Here is a 23,114-nt window from a genome sequence, read left to right as displayed (position 1 = left end):
CTATTGTCCCTATAGAGATTCGCTTTACGGCGATGCCCCTGCGACAAATTGTCCAAGCGCGGGCTGTAAATAGCGGGTTCTGGTTTTCAAGTGGGCTGTGGGTTTGCTCCCTGCCTTGTGTCATGATGCTTTCAAACCGCAGGTAAGCCGCCCTCTCTCCTATATGAATAAATCCTCCGCGTTGTTCCTTGCCCTTGTCGTTCTTGGTGGCTGCCAGTCTACGGCCTCCGTTTCGCCACAGCCTGCTGCTGCGACGAAAGAAGCGACGCCCGCTCCTGAGGCCAAGCCCCAGGTCTACGGATCGTTTACCCAGGACACGGTCGTCAGCCTGCTGACCGCCGAACTGGCCGGACAACGCAATCGCTTCGACATTGCGCTGGATAACTACGTGACCCAGGCGATCCAGACCCAAGACCCCGGCATTTCGGAGCGGGCATTCCGCATTGCCGAATACTTGGGCGCTGATCAGGCGGCACTGGACACCTCGATGATCTGGGCCAGAAATGACCCGGACAACCTTGAAGCACAACGCGCCGCCGCCATTCAACTGGCCCGAGCCGGACGCTACGACGACTCCATGCGGTATATGGAGAAGGTGCTTCAAGGTCAGGGCGATACCCATTTCGACTTCCTCGCGCTGTCGGCAGCTGAAACCGACTCCAATACGCGCAAGGGGCTGCTCAACAGCTTTGATCGCCTGCTGGCCAAATACCCGAAAAACGGTCAGCTGATTTTCGGCAAGGCCCTGCTGCTGCAACAAGAAGGTGACAGCGCCGCATCGCTCAAACTGCTCGAAGACAACCCGCCCGGCGAAGGCGAAGTCGCGCCGATCCTCCTCCGCGCCCGTCTGCTGCAAAGCATGAACCGTGGCAAGGAAGCGATGCCGCTGCTGGAAAAAAGCATCAAGAAATACCCGGACGACAAGCGCCTGCGCCTGACCTACGCCCGCATGCTGGTTGAACAGAACCGCATGGAAGACGCCAAGGTCCAGTTCTCCAGCCTCGTCCAGCAATACCCGGACGACGACGAGTTGCGTTATTCGCTGGCGCTGGTGTGTCTGGAAAACAAGGCGTGGGATGAAGCGCAGGGCTATCTGGAAGACCTGGTCGCCCGTGGCAGCCACGTCGATGCGGCGCATGTGAACCTTGGCCGTATTTATGAAGAGCGCAACGATCCCCAAAACGCTCTTGCCGAATACGCACAAGTGGGCCCGGGCAACGATTATCTGCCCGCTCAACTGCGCCAGGCCGACATTCTGATGAGCAACGGCAGTACCGCCGAAGCCTCGAAACGACTGGCCCAGGCCCGCGCGGACCAGCCCGACTACGTGATTCAGCTGTACCTGATCGAAGCCGAAACCCTGACCAATAACAATCAGAGCGATCGTGGCTGGCAGGTGCTGACTCAGGCACTCAAACAGTATCCGGACGACCTGAACCTGCTTTATACCCGCGCCATGCTGGCTGAGAAACGTAACGATCTGAAGCAGATGGAAACCGATCTGCGGGCGATCCTCAAGCGTGAACCGGACAACGCCATGGCCCTTAACGCCTTGGGCTACACGCTGTCCGACCGCACCACCCGCTACGCCGAAGCGAAAGAATTGATCGAGCATGCGCACCAATTGAACCCGGATGATCCGGCTGTCCTCGACAGTCTGGGCTGGGTCAATTACCGCCTCGGCAACCTCGACGAAGCCGAGCGCCTGCTGCGTGAGGCGCTGGAGCGCTATCCCGATCACGAAGTCGCCGCGCACCTGGGCGAAGTGCTCTGGGCCAAAGGCCAACAGCGCGAAGCCCGTAAAGTCTGGGGCAAGGCCCTCGAACAACAACCTGACAGCCCGGTCCTGCGCAGCACCCTCAAACGCCTGACCGGCTCCGAGAACCTCTGATTTATGTCACTGCGCCACGTAATTGCATTCAGTCTCATCGCCCTGCTCGCCGGTTGCGCCGGCATCACCTCCCGTGAAGCCGTGCAGGGCACCGGCGACGCCAACAAATGGCAAGCCAACAAGCAACAGCTCGCGAGCCTCGACGGCTGGGAAATCAACGGCAAAGTGGGGATTCGCGCTCCGAAAGACTCTGGCAGCGGGACCCTCTACTGGTTGCAGCGTCAGGATTACTACGACATTCGCCTCTCCGGCCCTCTTGGTCGTGGTGCCGCTCGATTGACCGGTCGCCCTGGTGCCGTGTCGCTGGAAGTCGCCAATCAGGGCCGCTACGACGCGCCGGACCCCGAAACGCTGCTCAAAGACCAACTGGGCTGGAAGCTGCCCGTCTCGCATCTGGTCTGGTGGGTTCGCGGCCTTCCTGCACCCGACAGTAAAAGCAGCCTGACCCTGGACGGCGACAGTCGCCTGTCCAATCTGGATCAGGACGGCTGGAAAATCGAATACCTGAGCTACACCGAACAGAACGGCTACTGGCTGCCTGAGCGGATGAAACTGCACGGCCAGGACCTCGACGTCACGCTGGTCATCAAGGACTGGCAACCGCGCAAACTGGGGCAATGATCATGTCCCGGCAACCATTGACACTCCCCGCGCCCGCCAAGCTGAACCTGATGCTGCACATTCTTGGCCGTCGCCCGGACGGCTATCACGAACTGCAAACGCTGTTTCAGTTTCTGGATTACGGCGATGAGTTGAGTTTCGCACTGCGCGAGGACGGCGAAGTTCGCCTGCAAACGGAATTAGCTGACGTCCCCCACGACAGCAATCTGATTGTCAAAGCCGCCCGCGCACTGAAAGAGCAATCGGGCTCGCCACTTGGCGCTGATATCTGGATCAAGAAAGTGTTGCCCATGGGCGGCGGTATCGGTGGTGGGAGTTCGGATGCGGCGACGACATTGCTCGGGCTCAATCACCTGTGGCATCTGGGTTGGGATGAGGATCGCCTGGCAGCGCTGGGGCTCAAGCTCGGGGCTGACGTCCCGGTTTTCGTGCGCGGACACGCCGCGTTTGCCGAAGGCGTGGGCGAAATCCTGACCCCTGAAGACCCCGAAGAACCTTGGTATGTGGTGCTTGTGCCGCAAGTCTCTGTAAGTACAGCAGAAATTTTTTCAGATCCACTGTTGACACGTGACACGCCGCCCATTAAAGTGCGCCCCGTTCCCAAGGGAAACAGTCGAAATGACTGCTTACCGGTTGTAGCAAGGCGTTATCCAGAAGTACGTAACGCATTGAATTTGCTAGGTAAATTTACCGAAGCAAAGTTAACCGGAACTGGAAGTTGTGTGTTTGGGGCCTTCCCAAGCAAAGCTGAAGCTGATAAAGTCTCGGCCCTTCTTACAGAGACCCTTACAGGGTTTGTGGCAAAAGGCAGCAACATCTCGATGTTGCACCGAAAGTTACAGACACTGCTCTAAGAGAACCGAGTGCCAGGCACTCGTGCAACAGATACAGGGGCGTCGCCAAGCGGTAAGGCAGCAGGTTTTGATCCTGCCATGCGTTGGTTCGAATCCAGCCGCCCCTGCCATTTTCCTATAGTCATCCAGGCATACCCTAAGCCTCCAGGTACTGCGCGTGTCCAAGATGATGGTCTTTACGGGGAACGCCAACCCCGATCTGGCTCGGCGTGTCGTACGTCAGCTGCATATCCCTCTCGGTGACATCTCTGCCGGTAAGTTCTCCGACGGCGAGATTACCGCTGAGATCAATGAAAACGTTCGCGGTAAAGACGTCTTCATTATTCAGCCGACCTGCGCGCCGACCAACGATAACCTGATGGAACTCGTCGTGATGGCTGATGCCTTCCGCCGTTCCTCGGCTACTCGTATCACCGCTGTTATCCCTTACTTTGGTTATGCCCGCCAGGATCGCCGTCCGCGTTCCGCTCGCGTGGCCATCAGCGCCAAAGTGGTTGCGGACATGCTCACCGTTGTCGGTATCGACCGTGTGCTGACCGTTGACCTGCACGCTGACCAGATTCAGGGCTTCTTCGATATTCCTGTAGATAACATCTACGGCTCCCCTGTTCTGGTGGATGACATCGAAGACCAGCGTTTCGAAAACCTGATGATCGTTTCCCCGGATATCGGTGGCGTCGTGCGTGCACGTGCCGTAGCCAAGTCTCTGGGCGTCGATCTCGGGATCATCGACAAACGCCGCGAGAAAGCCAATCACTCTGAAGTGATGCACATCATCGGTGATGTCGAAGGTCGTACCTGTATTCTGGTCGACGACATGGTCGATACCGCCGGCACCCTGTGCCACGCGGCCAAGGCCCTCAAAGAACATGGCGCTGCCAAGGTCTTTGCCTACTGCACACACCCTGTGCTGTCGGGTCGCGCAATCGAAAACATCGAAAATTCCGTGCTGGACGAACTGGTGGTCACGAACACCATCCCGTTGTCCGCTGCAGCACAAGCCTGTGACCGTATCCGCCAACTGGATATCGCACCGGTAGTCGCTGAAGCGATGCGTCGCATCAGCAACGAAGAATCGATCAGCGCGATGTTCCGTTAAGGGCCCTGCCCTCTCGAAACCTCCGTTGACGAAAAGCGCCCCGCCCCAACAGTGACTGTTGGGGCGGGGCTTTTTTGCCCATATCGAGTTGGCGCTGGTCGCAAACGCCGCTCGATGATGGCTATTTTGGAGATACAAAATGACTGACTTTACTCTGAACGCCCAAGCGCGTACTGACCTGGGGAAAGGTGCGAGCCGCCGCCTGCGTCACGCCGCCAGCATCCCTGCCGTTGTTTACGGTGGTAACAAGGCTGCTGAATCCGTGACCATCGTGGCCAAGGAAATCGCCAAACTGTTCGAAAACGAAGCGGCTTTCAGCCACGTTATCGAACTGAACGTTGATGGCGCCAAGCAGAACGTGATCGTTAAAGCGATGCAACGTCACCCTGCCAAGCAATTCATCATGCACGCTGACTTCATCCGTGTTGTTGCTGGCCAGAAACTGACCGCAACCGTACCGGTGCACTTCATCAACGAAGAAGCTCCGATCAAGAAAGGCGGCGAAATCTCGCACACTACCACTGAACTGGAAGTGTCCTGCCTGCCTAAAGATCTGCCTGAGTTCATCGAAGTTGACCTGGGCGCGCTGGAAATCGGCGACAACGTTCACCTGTCCGACGTTAAAGCACCTAAAGGTGTTGAATTCGTCGCTCTGGCACACGGCAAGGACCTGGACATCGCAAACGTCCACGCTCCACGTGTCGTCCAGGAAGAAGAAGGCACCGCAGAAGGCGAAGCAGAGTAATCATTACTCGCTAGCCGGTTGAACCCGTGATGGTGCCCGGCACCATCACACTCGACCCAAGGAAGAGCCCCTGACGTGACCGCCATCCAACTGATCGTCGGCCTGGGAAACCCCGGCCCCGAATACGAACAGACCCGGCATAACGCAGGGGCTCTTTTCGTTGAACGTATCGCCAGCGCACAGCGCGTCAATCTGACGGCTGACCGCAAGTATTTCGGTCTGACGGCTAAATTCAGCCATCAAGGCCAAGACGTTCGTCTGCTGATTCCCACCACGTACATGAACCGCAGCGGCCAGTCTGTCGCAGCGCTGGCGGGTTTCTTCCGGATTCCTCCGCAGGCCATACTGGTGGCCCACGACGAACTCGACCTGCCTCCGGGCGTCGCCAAACTCAAACTGGGCGGCGGACACGGCGGGCATAACGGCCTGCGCGACATCATCGCGCAGCTCGGCAATCAAAACGGCTTTTATCGCCTGCGGCTTGGCATCGGCCACCCCGGCGATGCCAGCCTGGTCTCCAACTTCGTACTGGGTCGTGCGCCACGCGCCGAACAGGAAAAACTGGACGCCAGTATCGACTTTGCCCTCGGCGCGCTGCCGGATGTCCTCGCAGGCGACTTCGCCAAAGCGATGCGTGTCCTGCACAGCCAGAAGGCCTGACATCACTGAGGGGAAACACCATGGGATTCAACTGCGGCATCGTCGGCCTGCCCAACGTCGGCAAGTCCACCCTGTTCAACGCCCTGACCAAATCCGGTATTGCGGCGGAGAACTTTCCCTTCTGCACCATCGAGCCGAACAGCGGCATCGTGCCCATGCCCGATCCACGTCTTCAGGCGCTGGCCGACATCGTCAACCCGAAGCGCATTCTGCCGACCACGATGGAGTTCGTTGACATCGCGGGCCTCGTCGCAGGCGCGTCAAAAGGTGAAGGCCTGGGCAACAAGTTCCTCGCCAACATTCGCGAAACCGACGCCATCGCTCACGTGGTCCGCTGCTTTGAAGACGAGAACGTGATTCACGTCTCCAACAGCGTCGACCCGAAACGCGACATCGAAATCATCGACCTTGAACTGATCTTCGCCGACCTCGACAGTTGCGAAAAACAGCTGCAGAAAGTCACCCGCAATGCCAAGGGCGGCGACAAAGACGCAGTCGTCCAAAAAGGCCTGCTGGAACAACTCATCGCCCACTTCACCGAGGGCAAGCCTGCGCGCAGCCTGATGAAGAACATGGGTGCCGATGAGAAAGCCGTGATCAAGGGCTTCCATCTGCTGACCACCAAACCGGTCATGTACATCGCCAACGTCGCGGAAGACGGCTTCGAAAACAACCCGCACCTGGACGTGGTTCGCGCCATCGCCGAAGAAGAAGGCGCGATGCTGGTGCCGGTCTGCAACAAGATCGAAGCCGAAATCGCCGAGCTGGACGACGGCGAAGAGAAGGACATGTTCCTTGAAGCCCTGGGCCTCGAAGAGCCTGGCCTGAACCGCGTGATCCGCGCAGGCTACGAAATGCTGCACTTGCAGACCTACTTCACCGCCGGTGTCGAAGAAGTCCGCGCCTGGACCGTCCGCGTCGGCGCCACCGCGCCACAGGCTGCGGGCGTGATCCACACCGACTTCGAAAAAGGCTTCATCCGCGCCGAGTGCGTCGCCTACAACGACTTCATCCAGTACAAGGGCGAAGCGGGTGCCAAGGAAGCCGGTAAATGGCGCCTGGAAGGCAAGGACTACATCGTCAAGGATGGCGACGTGCTGCACTTCCGGTTCAACGTTTAATCCGAGGCTTCCTGCCCGATTAGCACGCCTTTGAAAGCCCCCGCCTGGGGGCTTTTTGTTGCTCGTTTCCTTACGCCTCTACCCGCCCATCACGCCTTCGGATAATTCGACGGAAACAGCGCGCGCTTCGCTTGTTCGTCCATGTCTTTCTTGAACGCCAACTCTTTCCCCACATTTCGAGCACGCTGAGCAGCAGGGCGGGCTTCGATGCGCTGGAACCAGCGTTTGAGATGCGGGAAATCAGCGAGCGCATCTTCCGAGCCTTTCATCACGCGAGGCGCCCTGATCAGCCAACCCCACGTGGAGATGTCGGCGAGGGTGTATTCGTTGCCGACGATGTATTCGCGGTCTGCCAGGTGCGTATCAAGCACTTCGTAGTGACGCTCGATTTCGCGACGGTAGCGGTTGATGGCGTAGTCGTTGCCCTCGGGGGCGGCGTATTGGAAGTGCACCGCTTGCCCGGAAAACGGCCCCAAGCCCGACGCGATGAAGAACAGCCAGGACAGCAGTTCAGCCTTGTCTTCAGGAGCGCCCATGAACTGACCCGTCTTTTCGCCCAGGTACAGCAGAATGGCGCTGGAGTCGAACACGCGCACTTCTTTGCCGCCCAAGCCGTCGGTGTCGATGATCGCCGGGACTTTGCCGTTGGGGTTTACGGCGCGAAATTCGGGCAGATGCTGCTCGCCCTTGCTGGTGTCCACCGGCACCACCTCATAGGCCAGACCTGACTCCTCCAGGAACAACGCAACTTTGGCCGGGTTAGGGGTCGGGTGAAAATAGAAACGAATCATGGCGGTCATCTCTGAAAGGTCGAGGTCGGGAAAAAACAGGTTTTAGTTTTAGAACGACTGTTTTAGATTAGGCGAACTACGGAGCAAGACGCAACGCCCGCGTTTGCCCCTGAGAGGACATCAGCGATGGCAAGACCAAGAGAATTCGATGAACAGGCTGTGCTCGACGCCGCGATCCAGTGCTTTTGGGCAAAGGGTTTCGAAGCGACGTCGATGCGTGACCTGATCGAATGCATGGGGATCACCGGCGCCAGCGTCTACAACGCATTCGGTGACAAACGCGGCCTTTACCGCAGGGCATTGGCGCACTACCTGGAAAGCAGTTTTGGTGAACGGGTGGTGCGGCTAGAAAGAACGCTTGCTCCGCGCCTGGCGATTGAAACTTTCTTCGTCGAAATCATCGACCGCTCGATGAGTGATGTTCATCACCGCGGCTGCATGATGGTGAACTCGGCCCTTGAGGCCGTACCAGACGCGCCTGATGCACAGGAAATCATCGATGACTTCCTGACGCGGGCCGAAGCGTTTTTCTACCGTTGCGTGGCAGCGGGCCAGGCTGACGGCAGTATTTCCCGGTCGCTTTCGGCTATGGATGTCAGCGGTCTGTTGCTCGGCGTATTGCTCGGCATCCGCGTCCTGGCCCGCGCCCGGCCACAGCGCCCCTTGCTGGAAAGCGTCGTAAGGCCCGTGCTTGCTTTGCTCGACGCAAACACATCCCACACACATGCAACTCCCCTTCCCTCGTTTGCCACGGAATCTCAGCGATGATCGAGCTTTACTACTGGCCAACCCCCAACGGTCACAAAATCACTCTATTTCTCGAAGAGGTCGGGCTGGAATACCGCATTCATCCCGTCGATATCAGCGCCGGGGATCAGTTCAAACCCGACTTTCTGGCGTTCTCGCCGAACAACCGGATGCCCGCGATCATCGACACGGCCCCTGCTGACGGTGGCGAGCCGCTCACGGTTTTCGAATCGGGCGCGATTCTGCTCTACCTGGCAGAGAAAACCGGCGAGTTCCTGCCAACGGATGTGCGCGGCAAGAAAACCGTCACCGAATGGCTGATGTGGCAGATGGGCGGGCTGGGGCCCATGGCGGGTCAGAATCATCATTTTGGCGTGTATGCCCCGGAGAAGTTGCCCTACGCCATCAACCGCTACGTCAACGAGACCAACCGCTTGTATGGCGTCCTGAATCGCCGCCTTGAGGGTCGTGTATTTATTGGCGGCGACGAATATTCCATCGCAGACATGGCCGCGTATCCGTGGGTGGTGCCGTGGCAACGCCAGCAACAGAATCTGGACGACTTTCCGAACCTGAAACGCTGGTTCCAGACGATTCAGGCACGCCCCGCGACCCTTCGGGCCTACGCGCAGGGAGAGGCGCTGTCGCAGAACCGCGCCACCGTCACCGAGGAAGGCAAGAGGATTCTGTTTGGCCAGACCGCCACGAACGCGCCGAAAGCCGACTGATCACACGGCTGAACAAAACGCTTAGCCCAAGGCTTTTTGCTCACAGGCATGAAGCCACGCAACAGCCTTGGGCACATCGCCCAGCGGATACAAATGCAGGCGAGCCTCTCCGAGATTTCGCTGCTCCAGCGCCTGCATCAGTTCAGTCAGAAAGCGTTCAGGCCCTTCGGTGCCCAACAGCGATGTGACGTGCCGGCCATAGCGCTGGAGCAACTGGGCTGACGTTCCGACCCGGCATTGTTTGGCGAACCGCAAAATGCCAGTCAGCGACGATGGGCTGGGAATGCCGACGCGAATCGGAACATTCAGACCAGCCTGTCGGACTTTTTCAATCCACGTGACCACTGCTTCGCTGTCGAATGACAGCTGAGTGGTAATTTCGACGTCGAAGCCTCTCTCGCGCAGCGCAGCGATTTTCCGCGTCAGGTAATCCCACAAGACCTCATCCCGGATATGCGGGTGGCCTTCCGGGTAGCCAGGCACGCCGACCATCTGCACGTCGAGCCCGTCCAGGAGCCCGCTGCCAATCAGCTCCAGCGAGTCGCGGAACGGCCCTTGCGGCACCTGCGGATCACCCCCCACCAGAAATATCCCCGTTAACGGCGCACTGACCATCGCCTGCTCCAGAAATGACTGAAGCACGGAGTGCGAGGTAATTCGTCGAGAAGAAATAATCGGTCTTGGGCTAACACGGCCTGAGATCAACGCCTGAACAGCTGCCAGCCGTTGCTCGAAACTCTCGCTCCCCAAGAAAGCGATATTGACGGGTGTTCCAGGGGGTAGAGCCGCCATGGCCCGGCCCATCTGCACAGCGTCTTTGGCGGTCGTCTCCAGTGAAAAGCCCTGAAATAGGCTTGTCCGGATCGACGGAATCGTCACAGCATTCATCTTTTTATTGTGCTCTTGAGACATCACCATTGAATGGCTCAGACAATCGGTTGCGCTGCGCGAAACAGCAATACACATCCTTCACGCTTGAGGGTCACGTCACGGAAGTGTTCGCGCAGACGGCCCTCGAACCCAGCTTCGGTGTCGTGCCGATTACCAAAAATGCCCTTTTTGTTGTAGACGGCCATGAGCTTGCGGCCAAAGGCATTGTGCCCGGCCTCATCCCCCAGAATCGTCGCGCCGAACAGCACGCCGTCCGGCTGCAAATTGTGCTTGAGGTGGCCGAAGATCGCCGCCTTGGCATCCAGCGGCCCCGGCAGACAATGCAGCAAGTAGAAAAGGGAAATCGAATCGAAACGCTCGTCGCCCGGGATGGGCTTGAAGACGTCGTGCTGGATCGTGCGCGTCCCCGGTCGAGCGATGCGCCGTTTAGCGGCTTCAAGGCTGCTGGGGTTAAGGTCGAGCAGGGTGATCTGGGTTTGCGAAGAGAGTTGCGTCTTTGCCAGGTAGTAGCCCGTGCCCACGCCGATGTCCAAATGACGCGGGCGCACGTTGGCGCGAAAGAACGGCAGCAACGCAGTTTGGGTCGGACAACGCCATGCATAGCGATTGGAGATTCCGAGCACCCATGCGTCATACAAAGCCAACGTTAGCGGCGAATACACCGCGGCGCCGGCGGCACTACTGTCAGTCATGAGGGAAGCCTTGAATGAATGAGTCAGCGGCGATAAAACCGATGACTCACCCCCATCGTCAAGACTTTTTGTATTTCAACCTCGCCGTGTCGCGTCGGCCGGACACTGGACGGGTCATCCCAACTGAAACCTCGACGTGTTATCGCTCAACGCCCGACTGCCTTTGCTCAGGGTGTCAGCGGCGTGATTCACCGCCCGCGCGCCATCGAGCAGACGCCCGGCCGCCTGGTCAACCTGCTGGATGTTGCCGCTGACTTCATCGGCCGTGGCAGCTTGCTCCTCCACGGCGGTGGCGATCTGCGCCAGCGTGTCGGTGACGATCTGCACCGCACTGGCAATCTCGCCCAGACGCTCGCCAAGACCGGTGACCGATTGCGCGTCGGTAATCGCCTGGCCACAGGCGGCTTCCATCAAAGTCACCGCCTGGCTCACCGTGGCGCGCAGACTGTCGACTGTCCCGGCGATCTGCGCGGTGGAGGCCTGCGTGCGTTGCGACAGGCTGCGCACTTCATCTGCCACGACCGCAAAACCACGGCCCTGCTCGCCCGCCCGGGCCGCTTCGATGGCGGCATTCAGTGCCAGCAGGTTGGTCTGTTCGGCGATGCCGCGAATGGTGTCGACCACTGACTGAATTTGCTGACCTTGCTCACTGACTTTGCCCAGCGCGTTGGCGGTATCGGTCAGGCGCTGATTGAGTTGCTGGATGCTGGCGGTGGTGCGCACGCTGTCACGGCTGCTGTCTTCGGCAATGCGGCGGGTCTGCTGAGCACTGCCAGACGCTTCCTCACAGCTCTTGGCGACACCGAGAGAAGTCGCCGCGAGTTGAGTGGCGGCAGCGGCGATCTGGCTGATCTGCTGTTGTTGATCTTCGACTTCGTTCAACGTGCTGCCCGCCTGCGAGTTGAGCGTGACCACCGCCGAACCCAACTGCTGCGTTTCATGGTTGACGCCCAGCAGGCTAGCGCGCAGCTGCACCACCGCCACGTTCAACGCCGTGCTAATGGCCGCCAGCTCGTCACGGCCCTCAACAGCGACTTCGACACACAGGTTGCCGTCACGCAGAGACTCCGCCAGGGTGGTGATGCCTTTGGCGCTGCGACGAATCGACGCCTGCAAACACATGAACAGGTACAACGCGGCCAGCGCCAGGACGCTGAAGATTGCCGCGACCGGGATGAACTGCTTGATCGCCCGGTCGTGGTAGTAATCCAGACGACTGTCGAGGGCGTTCAACGACTGATTGCGCAACATCGAGAGGGCTTCGAGGACACTATCAACACTGCGCTCGAACCCGGCGGTGTCGAGCTTGATGCTCCCGCCGAAGACGCCGTCATCCAGCACTTTCAGCTCGGCGTCGAGGCGCTGGAGGCTGTCGTTGTAGACCCGGGTCCACGGCTCCATGCCGGGGTAAGCTTTCGCCTGGAGCGACGCAGCGGCCTTGACCAATTGGTCGCGAGCATCGGTGATGCGCCCGCGAAGATCGCGCATCTGCAAACGGCTTTGCAGGGTGAACTGGCCCGACGCGATGGAGGACTGACCGATACTGGCCATGCGACCGATACGCTCGATCAAATCAGGCGCCTGTTGCGTGGAGACTTGCATCAGCAGGTAGGTTTCGAGCCATGGATCAAGAATCAGGCCGTTGTCCATGGCGATCTGCTCACGCAGGCTCTGCAACCCTGTCAACGCGGAAGTGAAGCGGTCGTAACCGTCCGGCCACCAGCCAATGGTCCGCAGAGATTCGGAATCCATCCCCTTCACCAGCGCCTGCAACGCCTTAAAGCGCGCCAGCGTGTCCGGGCCAGCCTTACGCGCATTGAGCTCATCGCCCACTTTGGCAAGCGTTTGCATCAGGACCGGGTTGCCCGCATCCAGCGCCGCCATGGCGGCTTTGGCTGCCGGGGTTGGATCGTGGAGGATATCGGCCGCCTTCCAGCGGGCGGCGAGATTGCGCTGAGACGTCAGTTGCGCATCCAGTGCATCCAGCGCCAGCAATTGGCGCACCCCGGATTGCTCGCCGGAAATGACCGCCAGTTTGCTGCGGTAATCCTGTCCAATCATCCATAAGCTGCCGGCCAGCGGCAGCATGAACAGGAAGAAAAGCACCTGAAACTTGCGTGCAAACCCGAAACGTCCGAGCAGGCGGATTCCTGGCGACAAAAGACTTTGCATGTCCGACGACTCCTCACGGACAACCCGCTGTCGCGGCTTGTGACCACTACAGCTGCTGCCTCACATTCTTACCGGCAAAATGCCATGTCTTTGTTTCAAAAACGACAACCACCCGTCCCCTATGCCGGGGATCGATCGGCGGTGTCAAATCAATGCGCCAACGCCCCGCACCAGGGCTAGCCATAGAGCAGGCATAAGCAAGAAACGGACCGATAGCAAGACGCCATCTAATTGGGCGCACGAACAAAGACAGTGCACTTCACGTGCACAAAAGTGGGGCAAAAACACACAAGCCGCGCTGTAAAGATGTCACCCGGTGACGGCCGCTCAGCGTTATGCGCAGAGGATTCGGGCTGAAAACCCTAACCGCTTGATCACACGCATAAATTTTTTGGAGAGAAGCTTGACACATCTTCAATCTGAGCGAATAATGCGCGCCACTTGGCTACATAGCTCAGTTGGTTAGAGCATAGCATTCATAATGCTGGGGTCCGGGGTTCAAGTCCCTGTGTAGCCACCAAGTACCTCAACAAAGCCCGCCTCGTGCGGGCTTTGTTGTTTCTGGGTGTCCGACACGTGCCGCTCATGGCCTTGTCGGTCCAGACATCTCTGGTCCAATCAGCCCATCACCCTGTCTCTTCCGAGGTCGAATTCATGCGCTTCACACTTCCTGCACTGGTTTTAGGTCTTCTGATTTCCCAAGCCGCGATGGCAGGCAGCACCAACACCGCGATTGGTGGCGGTCTGGGCGGTGCGCTGGGGAACGTCGTCGGTCAAAAGATGGGCGGCAGTAATGGCGCGGTCGTCGGTGCGGGCCTGGCAGGCGCGGCGGGCAGTGCCGTCGGCGCGAAAAAAGGCCACAAGACTCGCGCCGCCATCGGCGGCGGCCTGGGCGGCGCGGCCGGTTCAGTCATTGGCAACAAGTTGGGCGGCAGTACGGGCGGGACCATCGGCGCAGGTTTAGGTGGCGCAGCGGGTGGTGCTCTGGGCGGTAAATAATTTACCCTCCTTCGCGAAACGCCGGATGCGCGTTTCGCGATCAAACCCGTTAATGAAGCAATGGATGTTCAATGTCTGATTCCCACACCGACGTAGCAGCGCCTGCACTCGCCTCCAAGCAGGCTTACGAAGACGCCATCAATCTTTCACAGCATGTGCCGCAGGCGAAAACCATCAGCGAAATGGTCCTCGACGCCTTTCATAGCGCCAAGGAAAGCGATCAGATTCGTGAATTGCGCGCCGCCATCCGTCAGGCCCACGACCGTTTTGATGACGATCAGGCCTACGAATTGATGGGTCAGCTGAAACAGTTGAAAGACGCTGAAGCCGCCGACATGGCCGCTCTGGAAGACCTGAGCACGAAATTCCCGATCAGCCGGATTCTGTCCAGTTACAAGGATGACCCGAGCTTTCAAGAGTTGGTCTACAGCCTGGCGCTGAAAGTCCTGAACCAGACGCATCAGGCCGTCAGCAACCCGAGCGGCGGCAAGAGCAAGGCCGCGCGGGTCAAAAAAGAAGCCGAAGTGTTCATCATCAGCAAGGACGGCGCCAGCGTCACCCTGCCCCTGCGCACCCCACGCTCCAAGGCTAACGCCGACCGCGAAGCGTTCGAGTTCCTCGGTTTCTCTTTCGTTGGTGAAGGCGACGAAGCCGAATTGCAGAACGAAATGTTCGTCGACAAAGAGGGCAACGAGCAGCCTGCCACGCGCAAGAACATCGTCACTGCAATTCAGCAGCAGACGGCGTTCGAAGGGTTTAGCGCGGTTCAGCAATAAGCTTGAATACAGTGACATGACCGCTGTAGCAGCACGGCTTGCCGGCGGTGGCGGTGTCAAGGAAGCCACCGTCGGCAAGCCGTGCTGCTACAGCTAGCCTCCCACGCCTCTCCCCATCCCCCGCATACCAGCTATGCACCCCATGCTATTCGCCCTACCCCGCGGCTCTCACATACTCGCCCCATGATGTCGCCGCCTGTGGGCATCTATCCAGATTCCAATAACAACAGCGCAGCAGCGCAATGGAGTATCTATGTCGTGGTACGGCAGTATGGCGCCCAGCCAGAAGCGAACGTTTTGGGCGTGTTTCATGGGGTGGGCGCTGGATGCGATGGATGTCCAGCTGTTTGCCTTCGTGATCCCCACCTTGCTCGCGGTCTGGGGCATGACCAAGGCCGAAGCGGGTGTAATCGGCACGTCGGCGTTGATCGCTTCGGCCATCGGCGGTGTGATTGCTGGCCTGTTGGCTGATCGCATCGGTCGGGTCAAAGTCCTGAAGCTGGCAATCCTTTGGTTTTCCTTGTTCACCGGCCTCTCGGCCTTCACCGACTCCTTCCATCAACTGTTGCTGACCCGCAGCCTGCAAGGCCTGGGCTTTGGCGGCGAATGGGCGGCGGGCGCGGTGTTGATTGGTGAGGTGGTCGATAAACGCATTCGCGGTCGCGCGGTGGGATCGGTCCAGGCGGGCTGGCCTGTGGGTTATGCGCTGGCCGCCTTGGCGTACTGGGTGACGTTCAACCTGTTGCCTGAACACGACGCCTGGCGCGTGCTGTTTCTGATCGGGCTGCTGCCGGGCTTTCTGGTGCTGTGGATGCGCCGCAACATCGCCGAATCCGAGGCTTTCGAAGCCGCTGCGCAATACCGGGCGACGACGTCCCTGTGGACCAACTTCGCGCTGATCTTTTCGCCCGGGGTCTTCCCGCTGACGGCGATGGCCTCGCTGATGGCCGCAGGCGCACTGGGTGGCAACTACACGATTCTCACTTGGCTGGTCACTTACCTGCGAGAGACCCAGGGCCTGACCGTGAGCATGACCACGTTGTACCTGGCCGTGAACATCTTTGGCTCGTTCTGCGGTTACGTCGGCATGGCGTACCTGAGCGATTACCTGGGGCGGCGCAAGACCTTCGCCCTGTCCGCCGCCGGTGCAACCGTCACCGTTCTGGTCTACACCCAATTGCACCTGCCGATGTGGAGCCTGCTGTTGCTGGGCTTCCCACTGGGGTTGTTTCAGTCCGGCATCGTGTCGGGAATGGGCGCCTGTTTCACCGAGCTGTTCCCGGCGCAGATTCGCGGTACTGCCGGTGGCTTTTCCTACAATTTTGGTCGCGGAATCGGCGCGTTGGTGCCGGCCGGTGTCGGCCTGACCAGCGCCTCATTCGGGCTTGCGGCGTCGATTGGCGTATGGGCTGCTTGCTCGTATGTGCTGGTCTTCCTCGTCGCTCTCGTTCTGCCGGAAACCCGTAACAAGGAACTCGAAATCCATGTCTGATTCCAAAGCACCGCGTAATGGCGGCCAGATTCTCGTCGAAGCGCTGATCCGAAACGCCGTCGACACCCTTTATTGCGTTCCAGGCGAAAGCTACTTGCCGGTGCTCGACGCGCTGCACGACGCTACGTCCATCCGCACCATCGTCACCCGTCACGAAGGCGCCGCCTCGAACATGGCCGACGCATACGGCAAGCTCACCGGGCGCCCCGGCATCTGCTTCGTGACACGCGGCCCTGGCGCTACCCACGCCAGCAATGGCGTGCACACCGCCAAACAGGACTCGACGCCGATGATTCTTTTCGTCGGCCAGATCGAGAGCCGCTTCAAGGGACGCGAAGCATTTCAGGAAGTCGATTACATGCAGATGTTCGGTGGCCTGGCGAAGTGGGCCACCGAAATCGACAGCATCGAGCGCATCCCGGAAATCGTCAGCAAAGCCTTCAGCATCGCCCTGTCCGGCCGACCGGGGCCGGTGGTCATCGCCCTGCCTGAAGAAGTGTTGTTCGGCTCCGCCGATGTCGCTGACGCGCAGCCAGTGCGTGTCACCCATGCTGCGCCCGACGCCGCTGCGCTCGCTGAATTGCGCGATCTGCTCGCAGCGGCGAAACAGCCGTTGGTGATCGTCGGCGGCACCGGATGGGACGCCGGCTCGACGCAAGCCCTGCAGCGCTTCGTTCACGCCAATCACTTGCCGGTGGCCGCCTCGTTTCGTCGGCAGGACCTGTTCGATAATCGCGATCCACACTACGTCGGCCAACTCGGTCTGGGCACCTCGCCAAAGCTGCTGGAGCGGGTCAAGACCAGCGACCTGTTGCTGGTGATCGGCTCGCGGCTGAGCGAAACGGTGTCCCAAGGCTACACGCTGATCGAAAGCCCGACGCCGAAACAGCCGATGGTGCATGTGCATCCCGACCCGCAGGAGTTGAACCGGGTTTACCGTGCACAGCTGCCGATTCTGTCCTCACTGGGCACCTTCGCCCACGCGGCCGCGGCCCTCGAACCTGTCGCCAGCGGCGCCTGGAAAAGCTGGACCGACGCCGCCCGCGCCGATTATCTGGAGCACTCCACCCCGCCGCTGCCGCACCCGCAATTGGCGGGCGTGGACATGGGCTCGGTGGTCGCACACCTGAACGAGGTGCTGCCGGACGACGCTGTCATGACCAACGGCGCCGGGAACTACACGGTCTGGGTGCATCGCTTCTACCGCTATCGCCGGCCCGCCACCGAACTGGCCCCCACTAACGGCGCCATGGGCTACGGTTTACCCGCCTCCATCGCCGCGAAACTGCACTCCCCCCAGCGCACGGTGGTCTGCTTCGCTGGCGACGGCTGTTTCATGATGTACCCTCAAGAGCTGGCCACAGCGCTGCAATACAACGCGCCGATAGTGATCATTGTGGTAAACAACGGCATGCTTGCGACCATTCGCATGCACCAGGAGCGCGAATACCCGGGGCGCGTATCAGCCACCGAGCTGGCCAACCCGGACTTTATCGCCCTGGCCCAATCCTTCGGGGCTCATGCCGAGCGGGTCGAACGCAGCGAAGATTTTCCTGCTGCCTTCCAGCGCGCACAAAAAGCAGGCGTCGCGGCGCTGATCGAGTTGCGCGTCGACCCTCGGCAGATCACCCCCCAGGCTCGTCTTGATTAAGAGGTGTTGCGCACATGCAGATTCTTGGTGAAACGATCATCGGTCAACGGGCCGTACGCGGCCAGGCAGGCGAGGTGTCCGCCCTCGCCGCGACAACGGGCGAGCAACTGACCCCGTCCTTCGGTGCCAGCACAGCGCAAGATGTCGATGCCGCATGCGAGCTGGCCGAGGCCTCGTTCGACCGCTACCGGCAATTGGGCGATGAACAACGCGCCGTCTTTCTCGACGCGATCGCTCAGGGTCTGCTGGAGTTGGGCGACACGCTGATCGAGCGCGTTCACCTGGAAAGCGGCCTGCCCAAGCCCCGACTGGAAGGCGAGCGGATGCGCACTGTCAATCAGCTCAAGCTCTTCGCCAGTCTGCTTCGCGACGGGCGTTGGCACGGTGCGGTGATCGATACAGCCCTGCCGGATCGCCAACCGCTGCCCCGTGCTGACTTGCGCCAGCGGCGTATTGCCGTAGGCCCGGTGGCCGTGTTCGGCGCCAGCAACTTTCCGCTGGCGTTTTCGGTGGCAGGGGGCGATACCGCCTCGGCGCTGGCCGCGGGTTGCCCGGTGATCGTCAAGGCGCACCCGGCGCATCTGGGTACCAGTGAACTGGTCGCCCGAGTCATTCAGAAAGCCGCCAAGGACACCGGCATGCCGGAAGGCGTGTTCTCGATGCTGATCGACAAGGACATCGCCGTGGGTCAGGGACTCGTCAGCCACCCGGCCGTCCAGGCGGTGGGCTTTACCGGATCGCGTCGCGGCGGCCTGGCCCTGGTCGCCGCTGCGCAAGCGAGGCCTGTGCCGATCCCGGTCTACGCCGAGATGAGCAGCATCAACCCTGTGTTTTTGCTGCCAGCGGCGTTGTCTGCGCGGACCGAAAACATTGCCAGGGGATTCGTCGACTCGCTGGTGCTAGGCGCAGGCCAGTTCTGCACCAACCCCGGCATTCTGCTCGCCCTTGAAAGCGATGCGCTGGAACGCTTTGTATCTGCGGCTGCCACGGCGCTGTCTGACAAAGCGCCCAGCACCATGTTGACGCCCAATATTCACGGCGCCTACTGCAACGGCCTGAACAATCTGCACAAGGCTGCTGGCGTGACCTTGGTCGCCGAGGGCAGAGAGGCCGAAGGCGCGTTTCAGGCGAAACCGGCATTTTTTCGCACCGACTCGGCGACCTTCCTCGCCAATCCGGGGCTGGAAGACGAAAACTTCGGCCCCAGCGCACTATTGATTGTTTGCAAGGACGCCGCTGACCTGCAAAAAGTCGCCGCGAAGTTCGACGGCCAACTGACCGTCACCCTCCACTACGACGAGGGCGACAACGCCATCGCGCAGGCACTGCTGCCGACACTGGAGCGCAAGGCCGGGCGCATCCTGTTCAATGACTGGCCGACCGGCGTCGAGGTGAGCTACTCGATGGTGCACGGCGGGCCGTTTCCCGCGACATCGGACAGCCGCAGCACGTCTGTCGGTGCGACAGCCATCGACCGCTTCCTGCGCCCAGTCTGTTATCAAAACGTGCCGGACGCCCTGCTGCCACCGGCGTTGCAGCAAGGCAATCCGCTGCACACCTGGCGTCTGGTCAACGGCCAACTGATCACGGATTGATCAGCGTCGCTCCCGGCCACGCGCCCTGCTCGACCATGTCAGCGGCTCGTTGCCGGATAATCTGCGTCACCGCCCACAGACCGTCGGCGGTGACGCGATTCTTCGGCCAGACAATCGCCACGGTGCGATGGATTTCCGGATCCTCCAGACGATAGCTTTTCAGCCGCCCCGCCTTCACTTCTTCAACCACCGCCGCCTCCGGCAACACGGTGCACCCGCAATTCTCCAGCACCAGGCGCTTTGTGATGGAGATCGAGCCATCGCATTCCAGCGCGATATTCGCCGAGAAGCCGTAACGGTTCGCCAGCGACTCGACCATCATTCGCAGGCCGTGATGGGTGCTGGGCAAAATCAGCGGAATATCGCCCAGATCACGTACGGAAATCGCGTCACCCTTGAGCGGATAATTGGCAGGGGTGATCAGTTGCACGCCTTCGCTGAGCAACGGATCGAACTGCAACGCGCCGGGATGCTCCGGCAGGTACAGGATTGCGATGTCCACCGCGCCATCGCTCAACCGATTGAGAATGTCCGCCGCCAGCCCCTCGACAAAATGCACCTGCGTCAGCGGATAGCGCGCCTTCAGCGCATGCCCCAGGCTGCCAAACAGAATCCGCGCGATGGTCGGCTGCGCTGCGATGCACAGCTTGGCCGGGCCTTGCTCGGCACTGTCGCGCATGGCCCGCTCGGCCTCGGCCAGGGTGTCGTTCAACGTAGTGGCATAGCCCAGCAGTTGCTGCCCTCGCGCGGTCAACGTCACCCCACGCCCGCTGCGATGAAACAGCCGCACCCCCAGCTCCGCCTCCAGCAACCCCACCCGCCGACTGACCGTTGACTGGTCCGCCCCCAGCTCCATCGCAGCCCGTGAGATGCTGCCGTTTTTGGCGACTTGAGCGAAGAGGGCGAGATCGTCTGAGTTCATGGGGGCTCCTGCGGAGGGGATGGCATCGCGGCGACAGGGAATTTATCCGATGCCATTCAACGTTGCTTCATGTGATTTCAGCGGTTTCCTACAAAACTATGGGCCGCGATTGACAGACGCCTCTGAACCTCAGCGCTCCAGCACCTTCCCCACCACCTCATCCCCAATCACCAAAAAATGCCCACCCGCGACGTGGTGCAGAGTGCGCCGAGCGTCATGACCCTCAAAGTGCCAGTGGCCGTCGGAGAACACGCGCTCGTCCGCCCACGCGGCGACGACTTCGCCGATGAACAGGTCGTATTGATTCTGGTTGTGCGGTTCGGGCATCAGGCGACATTCGAGCCATGCGGCACAGCCTTCCAGCAACGGCGCCTGAACGATGTCGCCGTTGAAGGTTTCGAGACCGTACGCTTTGAACTTGTCCTGCTCATTTTCCCGGGAAATTTCCAGTCCCGAGGTTGAGCCAACCGTTTCGACGATATCGAGCTGGCTGACCGTGGGCACATTGATCACGAACGTCCCGGAGCCTTCCAGCAGTTGCCGCGTCCAGACCGACTTATCCAACACGACGGTGACTTTCGGCGGCTGAAAATCCAAAGGCATGGCCCACGCGGCGGCCATGATATTGCGTTGTCCGTTGTAGGAAGCGCTGACGAGCACGGTAGGGCCGTGGTTGAGCAAGCGATAGCATTTGGCGAGGGGAACGGAGCGGCGATGGGTGGCGGACATGAATCTGATCCTGAAATACAAACGATGTCCTGAAGCTACAGGGTTTTGTTCTCGCCGCAAAACGCAGGCATTCCCCTCCTGTCGCCAAACTGTCGCAATCCTGAACCGTCCCCAAAAAGCCCTTCCCTGCGGCCTAAAAATAGTGATGTAATACTATAACAAAACATTTCAGGCACTTTCTTCCGTGAAATCCACACCTCGACTTTCTCCGAATATCGCGTCGTCCGCCCTCGCTCAGTCCGCAGGCAAGCGGGTGCTGGTTTCATTGGCGCTGCTCGCGCTGCTGTGGGTTGGCATCGCGTGGGCGGTGGCGATTCCATGAGCGCAGCGATTGATCTGCATGACCTGACCGTGACGTATGAGCGCCGCCCTGCGGTGCATCACGTCAGCGGACGCTTTGCAGCGGGCAGCCTGACGGCGATCGTCGGGCCAAACGGCGCGGGCAAATCCACGCTGATCAAAGCCATCGCGGGCACTTTGAAGCCTGCCGTCGGGCGTGTGGATCGCGGCAGTCTGGCAACCCGACACATCGGCTATCTGCCCCAGGCGGCGGAGATTGATCGCAGCTTTCCGTTGAGCGTCGCAGACACCGTAATGATGGGCGCCTGGCGCAGCATCGGGGCGTTTCGTGGCGCCACCCGCCAGCACGCCGAACAGGCGCGCCAGGCCTTGCTGGCCGTGGGCCTGGAAGGCTTCGAGCAACGCAGCATCAGCTCATTGTCGTCCGGACAATTTCAGCGCGTGCTGTTCGCCCGCCTGTTGTTGCAAGACGCTTCAGTCATTCTGTTGGACGAACCTTTCACCGCCATCGACGCCCGCACCACCCGCGACCTGCTCAAGCTGATCAGCGGCTGGCACGGTCAGGGCCGCACCGTGATCGCCGTGCTGCATGACATCGAGCAGGTGCGCCAGCATTTCCCCAGCACCTTGCTGCTGGCGCGGGAAACCATCGCCTGGGGCAACACCGCCGACATCCTTCACGCCGACAACCTGCGCCGCGCCAAAAACATGGCCGAGCACTGGAATCCCGACGCGCAGCCCTGCGAAGTCGACGAGGAGGAGACGCTTTGACGCTCTATAGCTTGCTGATTCAGCCCTTTGTCGATTTCGGCTTTATGCGTCGTGCGCTCGTCGCCTGCCTCGCGCTGGGCATCGGTTCCGGCCCGGTAGGCGTGCTGCTGATGCTGCGCCGCATGAGCCTGGTGGGTGACGCGATGAGCCACGCCGTGTTGCCGGGCGCCGCAGTGGGCTTTCTGTTCGCAGGCCTGTCTCTGCCCGCCATGGGATTCGGTGGGTTGATCGCCGGGCTGGCCGTAGCGTTGCTGTCGGGTCTCGTGAGCCGCTTCACCACCTTGAAAGAGGACGCCAGCTTCGCGAGCTTCTACCTGACGTCGCTGGCGGCGGGTGTACTGATCGTCTCGTTGCACGGTTCTAACGTCGACCTGCTGCACGTGCTGTTCGGGACGATTCTAGCCATCGACGATCAGGCAATCTTCATGGTCGGCGCCATCGCGTCGTTCACCTTGATCCTGTTGGCGCTGATCTATCGGCCCTTGATTCTGGAGTGCTTCGACCCCGGCTTTCTGCGCGCCATCGGCGGGCGCGGCTCGCTGTATCACGTGTTGTTTCTGCTGATGGTGGTGCTCAATCTGGTGGCCGGGTTCCAGGCCCTCGGCACCCTGATGGCGGTGGGCATGATGATGCTGCCCGCCACCGTCGCACGCTTCTGGTCGAACTCTCTGACCGGGATGATCGTGATTTCCACCGTGGTTGCCACACTTTCGGGTTTCATCGGCCTGATCGTTTCGTACCACGCCAGCGTTGCATCGGGCCCGGCCATCGTCCTGACGGCCAGCGCCTTCTACCTGTTCTCACTGTTCTTTGGACGCAGCGGTTTCCTACGCCGACTGTTCCCGAGGGTTCACCTGTCCGGCTGAT

Annotated in this window: 23 protein-coding genes and 2 tRNA genes; 19 read left to right on the top strand and 6 right to left on the bottom strand. The window is 60.3% G+C overall.

Going from position 1 to position 23,114, the window contains the following annotated elements; translation table 11 throughout:
- The first annotated feature begins 163 nt into the window (after positions 1–163).
- The 8 genes from ACIQAL_RS23360 (at position 164) to ychF (ending at position 6,991) form a co-directional block, all read left to right on the top strand.
- Positions 164–1,891 carry a tetratricopeptide repeat protein gene (locus tag ACIQAL_RS23360; protein ID WP_401149859.1) on the top strand — a complete coding sequence of 576 codons (1,728 nt, stop codon included), beginning with the start codon at positions 164–166 and terminating at the stop codon, positions 1,889–1,891.
- Between the two features lie 3 nt (positions 1,892–1,894).
- Positions 1,895–2,512, top strand: coding sequence for a lipoprotein insertase outer membrane protein LolB (gene lolB / locus ACIQAL_RS23355; protein WP_401149857.1), 618 nt, complete (start codon positions 1,895–1,897; stop codon positions 2,510–2,512).
- A 2-nt stretch (positions 2,513–2,514) separates the two neighbouring features.
- Entirely contained in the window at positions 2,515–3,366 is an 852-nt protein-coding gene (ispE, locus tag ACIQAL_RS23350; protein WP_401149856.1) for a 4-(cytidine 5'-diphospho)-2-C-methyl-D-erythritol kinase, read from the top strand.
- 35 nt (positions 3,367–3,401) lie between these two features.
- Positions 3,402–3,476, top strand: a tRNA-Gln gene (locus ACIQAL_RS23345).
- 47 nt (positions 3,477–3,523) lie between these two features.
- Positions 3,524–4,465, top strand: coding sequence for a ribose-phosphate pyrophosphokinase (locus ACIQAL_RS23340; RefSeq protein WP_401149854.1), 942 nt, complete (start codon positions 3,524–3,526; stop codon positions 4,463–4,465).
- Between the two features lie 139 nt (positions 4,466–4,604).
- Complete coding sequence (locus ACIQAL_RS23335) at positions 4,605–5,210, top strand: 50S ribosomal protein L25/general stress protein Ctc (RefSeq protein WP_166597264.1); 606 nt, start codon at positions 4,605–4,607, stop codon at positions 5,208–5,210.
- Between the two features lie 75 nt (positions 5,211–5,285).
- On the top strand, positions 5,286–5,870 hold the full coding sequence (pth, locus tag ACIQAL_RS23330) for an aminoacyl-tRNA hydrolase (protein WP_166597265.1): 585 nt from the start codon (positions 5,286–5,288) through the stop codon (positions 5,868–5,870).
- 20 nt (positions 5,871–5,890) lie between these two features.
- On the top strand, positions 5,891–6,991 hold the full coding sequence (ychF, locus tag ACIQAL_RS23325; protein WP_166597266.1) for a redox-regulated ATPase YchF: 1,101 nt from the start codon (positions 5,891–5,893) through the stop codon (positions 6,989–6,991).
- An 89-nt stretch (positions 6,992–7,080) separates the two neighbouring features.
- Here the strand turns inward: ychF and ACIQAL_RS23320 are convergent, their stop codons facing one another.
- Entirely contained in the window at positions 7,081–7,782 is a 702-nt protein-coding gene (locus ACIQAL_RS23320; protein WP_401150135.1) for a glutathione S-transferase family protein, read from the bottom strand.
- A gap of 159 nt (positions 7,783–7,941) precedes the next feature.
- Between ACIQAL_RS23320 and ACIQAL_RS23315 the strand changes: the two genes are divergently transcribed.
- Together ACIQAL_RS23315 and ACIQAL_RS23310 are read left to right on the top strand one after the other, a co-directional pair.
- The gene (locus ACIQAL_RS23315) at positions 7,942–8,550 is read left to right on the top strand and encodes a TetR/AcrR family transcriptional regulator (RefSeq protein WP_401149852.1); all 609 of its coding nucleotides are present in this window, start codon (positions 7,942–7,944) and stop codon (positions 8,548–8,550) included.
- Positions 8,547–9,257, top strand: coding sequence for a glutathione binding-like protein (locus tag ACIQAL_RS23310; RefSeq protein WP_401149851.1), 711 nt, complete (start codon positions 8,547–8,549; stop codon positions 9,255–9,257). The genes ACIQAL_RS23315 and ACIQAL_RS23310 overlap by 4 nt, the downstream gene beginning before the upstream one ends.
- Before the next feature lie 21 nt (positions 9,258–9,278).
- On the opposite strand, the gene ACIQAL_RS23305 is transcribed toward ACIQAL_RS23310, so the two are convergent.
- The 3 genes from ACIQAL_RS23305 to ACIQAL_RS23295 all read right to left on the bottom strand — a co-directional run bounded on the left by ACIQAL_RS23305 (position 9,279) and on the right by ACIQAL_RS23295 (position 11,962).
- Positions 9,279–10,175 carry a methylenetetrahydrofolate reductase gene (locus ACIQAL_RS23305; protein WP_401149850.1) on the bottom strand — a complete coding sequence of 299 codons (897 nt, stop codon included), beginning with the start codon at positions 10,173–10,175 and terminating at the stop codon, positions 9,279–9,281.
- A gap of 8 nt (positions 10,176–10,183) precedes the next feature.
- Positions 10,184–10,840 (bottom strand): class I SAM-dependent methyltransferase, encoded by a 657-nt coding sequence (locus ACIQAL_RS23300; protein WP_401149848.1) that lies wholly within the window; start codon positions 10,838–10,840, stop codon positions 10,184–10,186.
- A 114-nt stretch (positions 10,841–10,954) separates the two neighbouring features.
- Entirely contained in the window at positions 10,955–11,962 is a 1,008-nt protein-coding gene (locus ACIQAL_RS23295) for a methyl-accepting chemotaxis protein (RefSeq protein WP_401150133.1), read from the bottom strand.
- A 1,493-nt stretch (positions 11,963–13,455) separates the two neighbouring features.
- On the opposite strand from ACIQAL_RS23295, the gene ACIQAL_RS23290 reads away from it, so the two are divergent.
- The 6 genes from ACIQAL_RS23290 (at position 13,456) to ACIQAL_RS23265 (ending at position 19,525) form a co-directional block, all read left to right on the top strand.
- Positions 13,456–13,532: transfer RNA gene (locus ACIQAL_RS23290), tRNA-Met, on the top strand.
- 134 nt (positions 13,533–13,666) lie between these two features.
- Positions 13,667–14,011 carry a bacteriocin gene (locus ACIQAL_RS23285; protein WP_341962022.1) on the top strand — a complete coding sequence of 115 codons (345 nt, stop codon included), beginning with the start codon at positions 13,667–13,669 and terminating at the stop codon, positions 14,009–14,011.
- Positions 14,012–14,082: 71 nt separating this feature from the next.
- A complete protein-coding gene (locus tag ACIQAL_RS23280) occupies positions 14,083–14,787 on the top strand; it encodes a hypothetical protein (protein WP_401149846.1) in 705 nt (234 codons plus the stop codon).
- A 253-nt stretch (positions 14,788–15,040) separates the two neighbouring features.
- Positions 15,041–16,279 (top strand): MFS transporter, encoded by a 1,239-nt coding sequence (locus ACIQAL_RS23275; RefSeq protein ID WP_401149845.1) that lies wholly within the window; start codon positions 15,041–15,043, stop codon positions 16,277–16,279.
- Entirely contained in the window at positions 16,272–17,930 is a 1,659-nt protein-coding gene (locus ACIQAL_RS23270; RefSeq protein ID WP_401149843.1) for a thiamine pyrophosphate-binding protein, read from the top strand. Before ACIQAL_RS23275 ends, ACIQAL_RS23270 begins: the two co-directional genes overlap by 8 nt.
- A gap of 14 nt (positions 17,931–17,944) precedes the next feature.
- Complete coding sequence (locus ACIQAL_RS23265) at positions 17,945–19,525, top strand: aldehyde dehydrogenase (NADP(+)) (RefSeq protein ID WP_401149842.1); 1,581 nt, start codon at positions 17,945–17,947, stop codon at positions 19,523–19,525.
- Here ACIQAL_RS23265 and ACIQAL_RS23260 read toward each other — a convergent pair.
- Positions 19,515–20,447 carry a LysR family transcriptional regulator gene (locus ACIQAL_RS23260; protein WP_166597278.1) on the bottom strand — a complete coding sequence of 311 codons (933 nt, stop codon included), beginning with the start codon at positions 20,445–20,447 and terminating at the stop codon, positions 19,515–19,517. The two genes, ACIQAL_RS23265 and ACIQAL_RS23260, sit on opposite strands and share 11 nt — an antisense overlap.
- A gap of 129 nt (positions 20,448–20,576) precedes the next feature.
- Positions 20,577–21,176, bottom strand: a complete 600-nt coding sequence (locus tag ACIQAL_RS23255; protein WP_401149840.1) for a flavin reductase family protein — start codon at positions 21,174–21,176, stop codon at positions 20,577–20,579.
- A gap of 184 nt (positions 21,177–21,360) precedes the next feature.
- On the opposite strand from ACIQAL_RS23255, the gene ACIQAL_RS23250 reads away from it, so the two are divergent.
- From ACIQAL_RS23250 to ACIQAL_RS23240, 3 genes are read left to right on the top strand one after another with little or no spacing between them, the layout of a single operon-like run.
- Positions 21,361–21,498 (top strand): hypothetical protein, encoded by a 138-nt coding sequence (locus ACIQAL_RS23250; protein WP_401149839.1) that lies wholly within the window; start codon positions 21,361–21,363, stop codon positions 21,496–21,498.
- Positions 21,495–22,247, top strand: a complete 753-nt coding sequence (gene aztA / locus ACIQAL_RS23245) for a zinc ABC transporter ATP-binding protein AztA (RefSeq protein ID WP_166597281.1) — start codon at positions 21,495–21,497, stop codon at positions 22,245–22,247. The genes ACIQAL_RS23250 and aztA overlap by 4 nt, the downstream gene beginning before the upstream one ends.
- Positions 22,244–23,113: a metal ABC transporter permease gene (locus ACIQAL_RS23240; protein ID WP_166597282.1), complete on the top strand. Its 870-nt coding sequence runs from the start codon at positions 22,244–22,246 to the stop codon at positions 23,111–23,113. Before aztA ends, ACIQAL_RS23240 begins: the two co-directional genes overlap by 4 nt.
- Position 23,114 lies beyond the last annotated feature (1 nt).

It is taken from the genome of Pseudomonas sp. NPDC088368 (genome assembly GCF_044753445.1).
GTDB lineage: Bacteria > Pseudomonadota > Gammaproteobacteria > Pseudomonadales > Pseudomonadaceae > Aquipseudomonas > Aquipseudomonas bambusae.
This window is presented reverse-complemented; position numbering and strand designations above follow the sequence as displayed.

What these genes read in the sequence shown, in the direction of transcription:
- ACIQAL_RS23310 (WP_401149851.1), top strand. Translation starts at nt 8,547, where the DNA reads ATGATCGAGCTTTACTACTGGCCAACCCCCAACGGTCACAAAATCACT.
- ACIQAL_RS23295 (WP_401150133.1), bottom strand. Translation starts at nt 11,962, where the DNA reads ATGTGTTTGCAGGCGTCGATTCGTCGCAGCGCCAAAGGCATCACCACC.
- ACIQAL_RS23275 (WP_401149845.1), top strand. Translation starts at nt 15,041, where the DNA reads ATGTCGTGGTACGGCAGTATGGCGCCCAGCCAGAAGCGAACGTTTTGG.
- ACIQAL_RS23335 (WP_166597264.1), top strand. Translation starts at nt 4,605, where the DNA reads ATGACTGACTTTACTCTGAACGCCCAAGCGCGTACTGACCTGGGGAAA.
- ychF (WP_166597266.1), top strand. Translation starts at nt 5,891, where the DNA reads ATGGGATTCAACTGCGGCATCGTCGGCCTGCCCAACGTCGGCAAGTCC.
- lolB (WP_401149857.1), top strand. Translation starts at nt 1,895, where the DNA reads ATGTCACTGCGCCACGTAATTGCATTCAGTCTCATCGCCCTGCTCGCC.
- ACIQAL_RS23300 (WP_401149848.1), bottom strand. Translation starts at nt 10,840, where the DNA reads ATGACTGACAGTAGTGCCGCCGGCGCCGCGGTGTATTCGCCGCTAACG.
- ACIQAL_RS23270 (WP_401149843.1), top strand. Translation starts at nt 16,272, where the DNA reads ATGTCTGATTCCAAAGCACCGCGTAATGGCGGCCAGATTCTCGTCGAA.
- ACIQAL_RS23260 (WP_166597278.1), bottom strand. Translation starts at nt 20,447, where the DNA reads ATGAACTCAGACGATCTCGCCCTCTTCGCTCAAGTCGCCAAAAACGGC.
- ACIQAL_RS23255 (WP_401149840.1), bottom strand. Translation starts at nt 21,176, where the DNA reads ATGTCCGCCACCCATCGCCGCTCCGTTCCCCTCGCCAAATGCTATCGC.
- ACIQAL_RS23305 (WP_401149850.1), bottom strand. Translation starts at nt 10,175, where the DNA reads ATGGTGATGTCTCAAGAGCACAATAAAAAGATGAATGCTGTGACGATT.
- aztA (WP_166597281.1), top strand. Translation starts at nt 21,495, where the DNA reads ATGAGCGCAGCGATTGATCTGCATGACCTGACCGTGACGTATGAGCGC.
- ispE (WP_401149856.1), top strand. Translation starts at nt 2,515, where the DNA reads ATGTCCCGGCAACCATTGACACTCCCCGCGCCCGCCAAGCTGAACCTG.
- ACIQAL_RS23360 (WP_401149859.1), top strand. Translation starts at nt 164, where the DNA reads ATGAATAAATCCTCCGCGTTGTTCCTTGCCCTTGTCGTTCTTGGTGGC.
- ACIQAL_RS23285 (WP_341962022.1), top strand. Translation starts at nt 13,667, where the DNA reads ATGCGCTTCACACTTCCTGCACTGGTTTTAGGTCTTCTGATTTCCCAA.
- ACIQAL_RS23320 (WP_401150135.1), bottom strand. Translation starts at nt 7,782, where the DNA reads ATGATTCGTTTCTATTTTCACCCGACCCCTAACCCGGCCAAAGTTGCG.
- ACIQAL_RS23265 (WP_401149842.1), top strand. Translation starts at nt 17,945, where the DNA reads ATGCAGATTCTTGGTGAAACGATCATCGGTCAACGGGCCGTACGCGGC.
- ACIQAL_RS23280 (WP_401149846.1), top strand. Translation starts at nt 14,083, where the DNA reads ATGTCTGATTCCCACACCGACGTAGCAGCGCCTGCACTCGCCTCCAAG.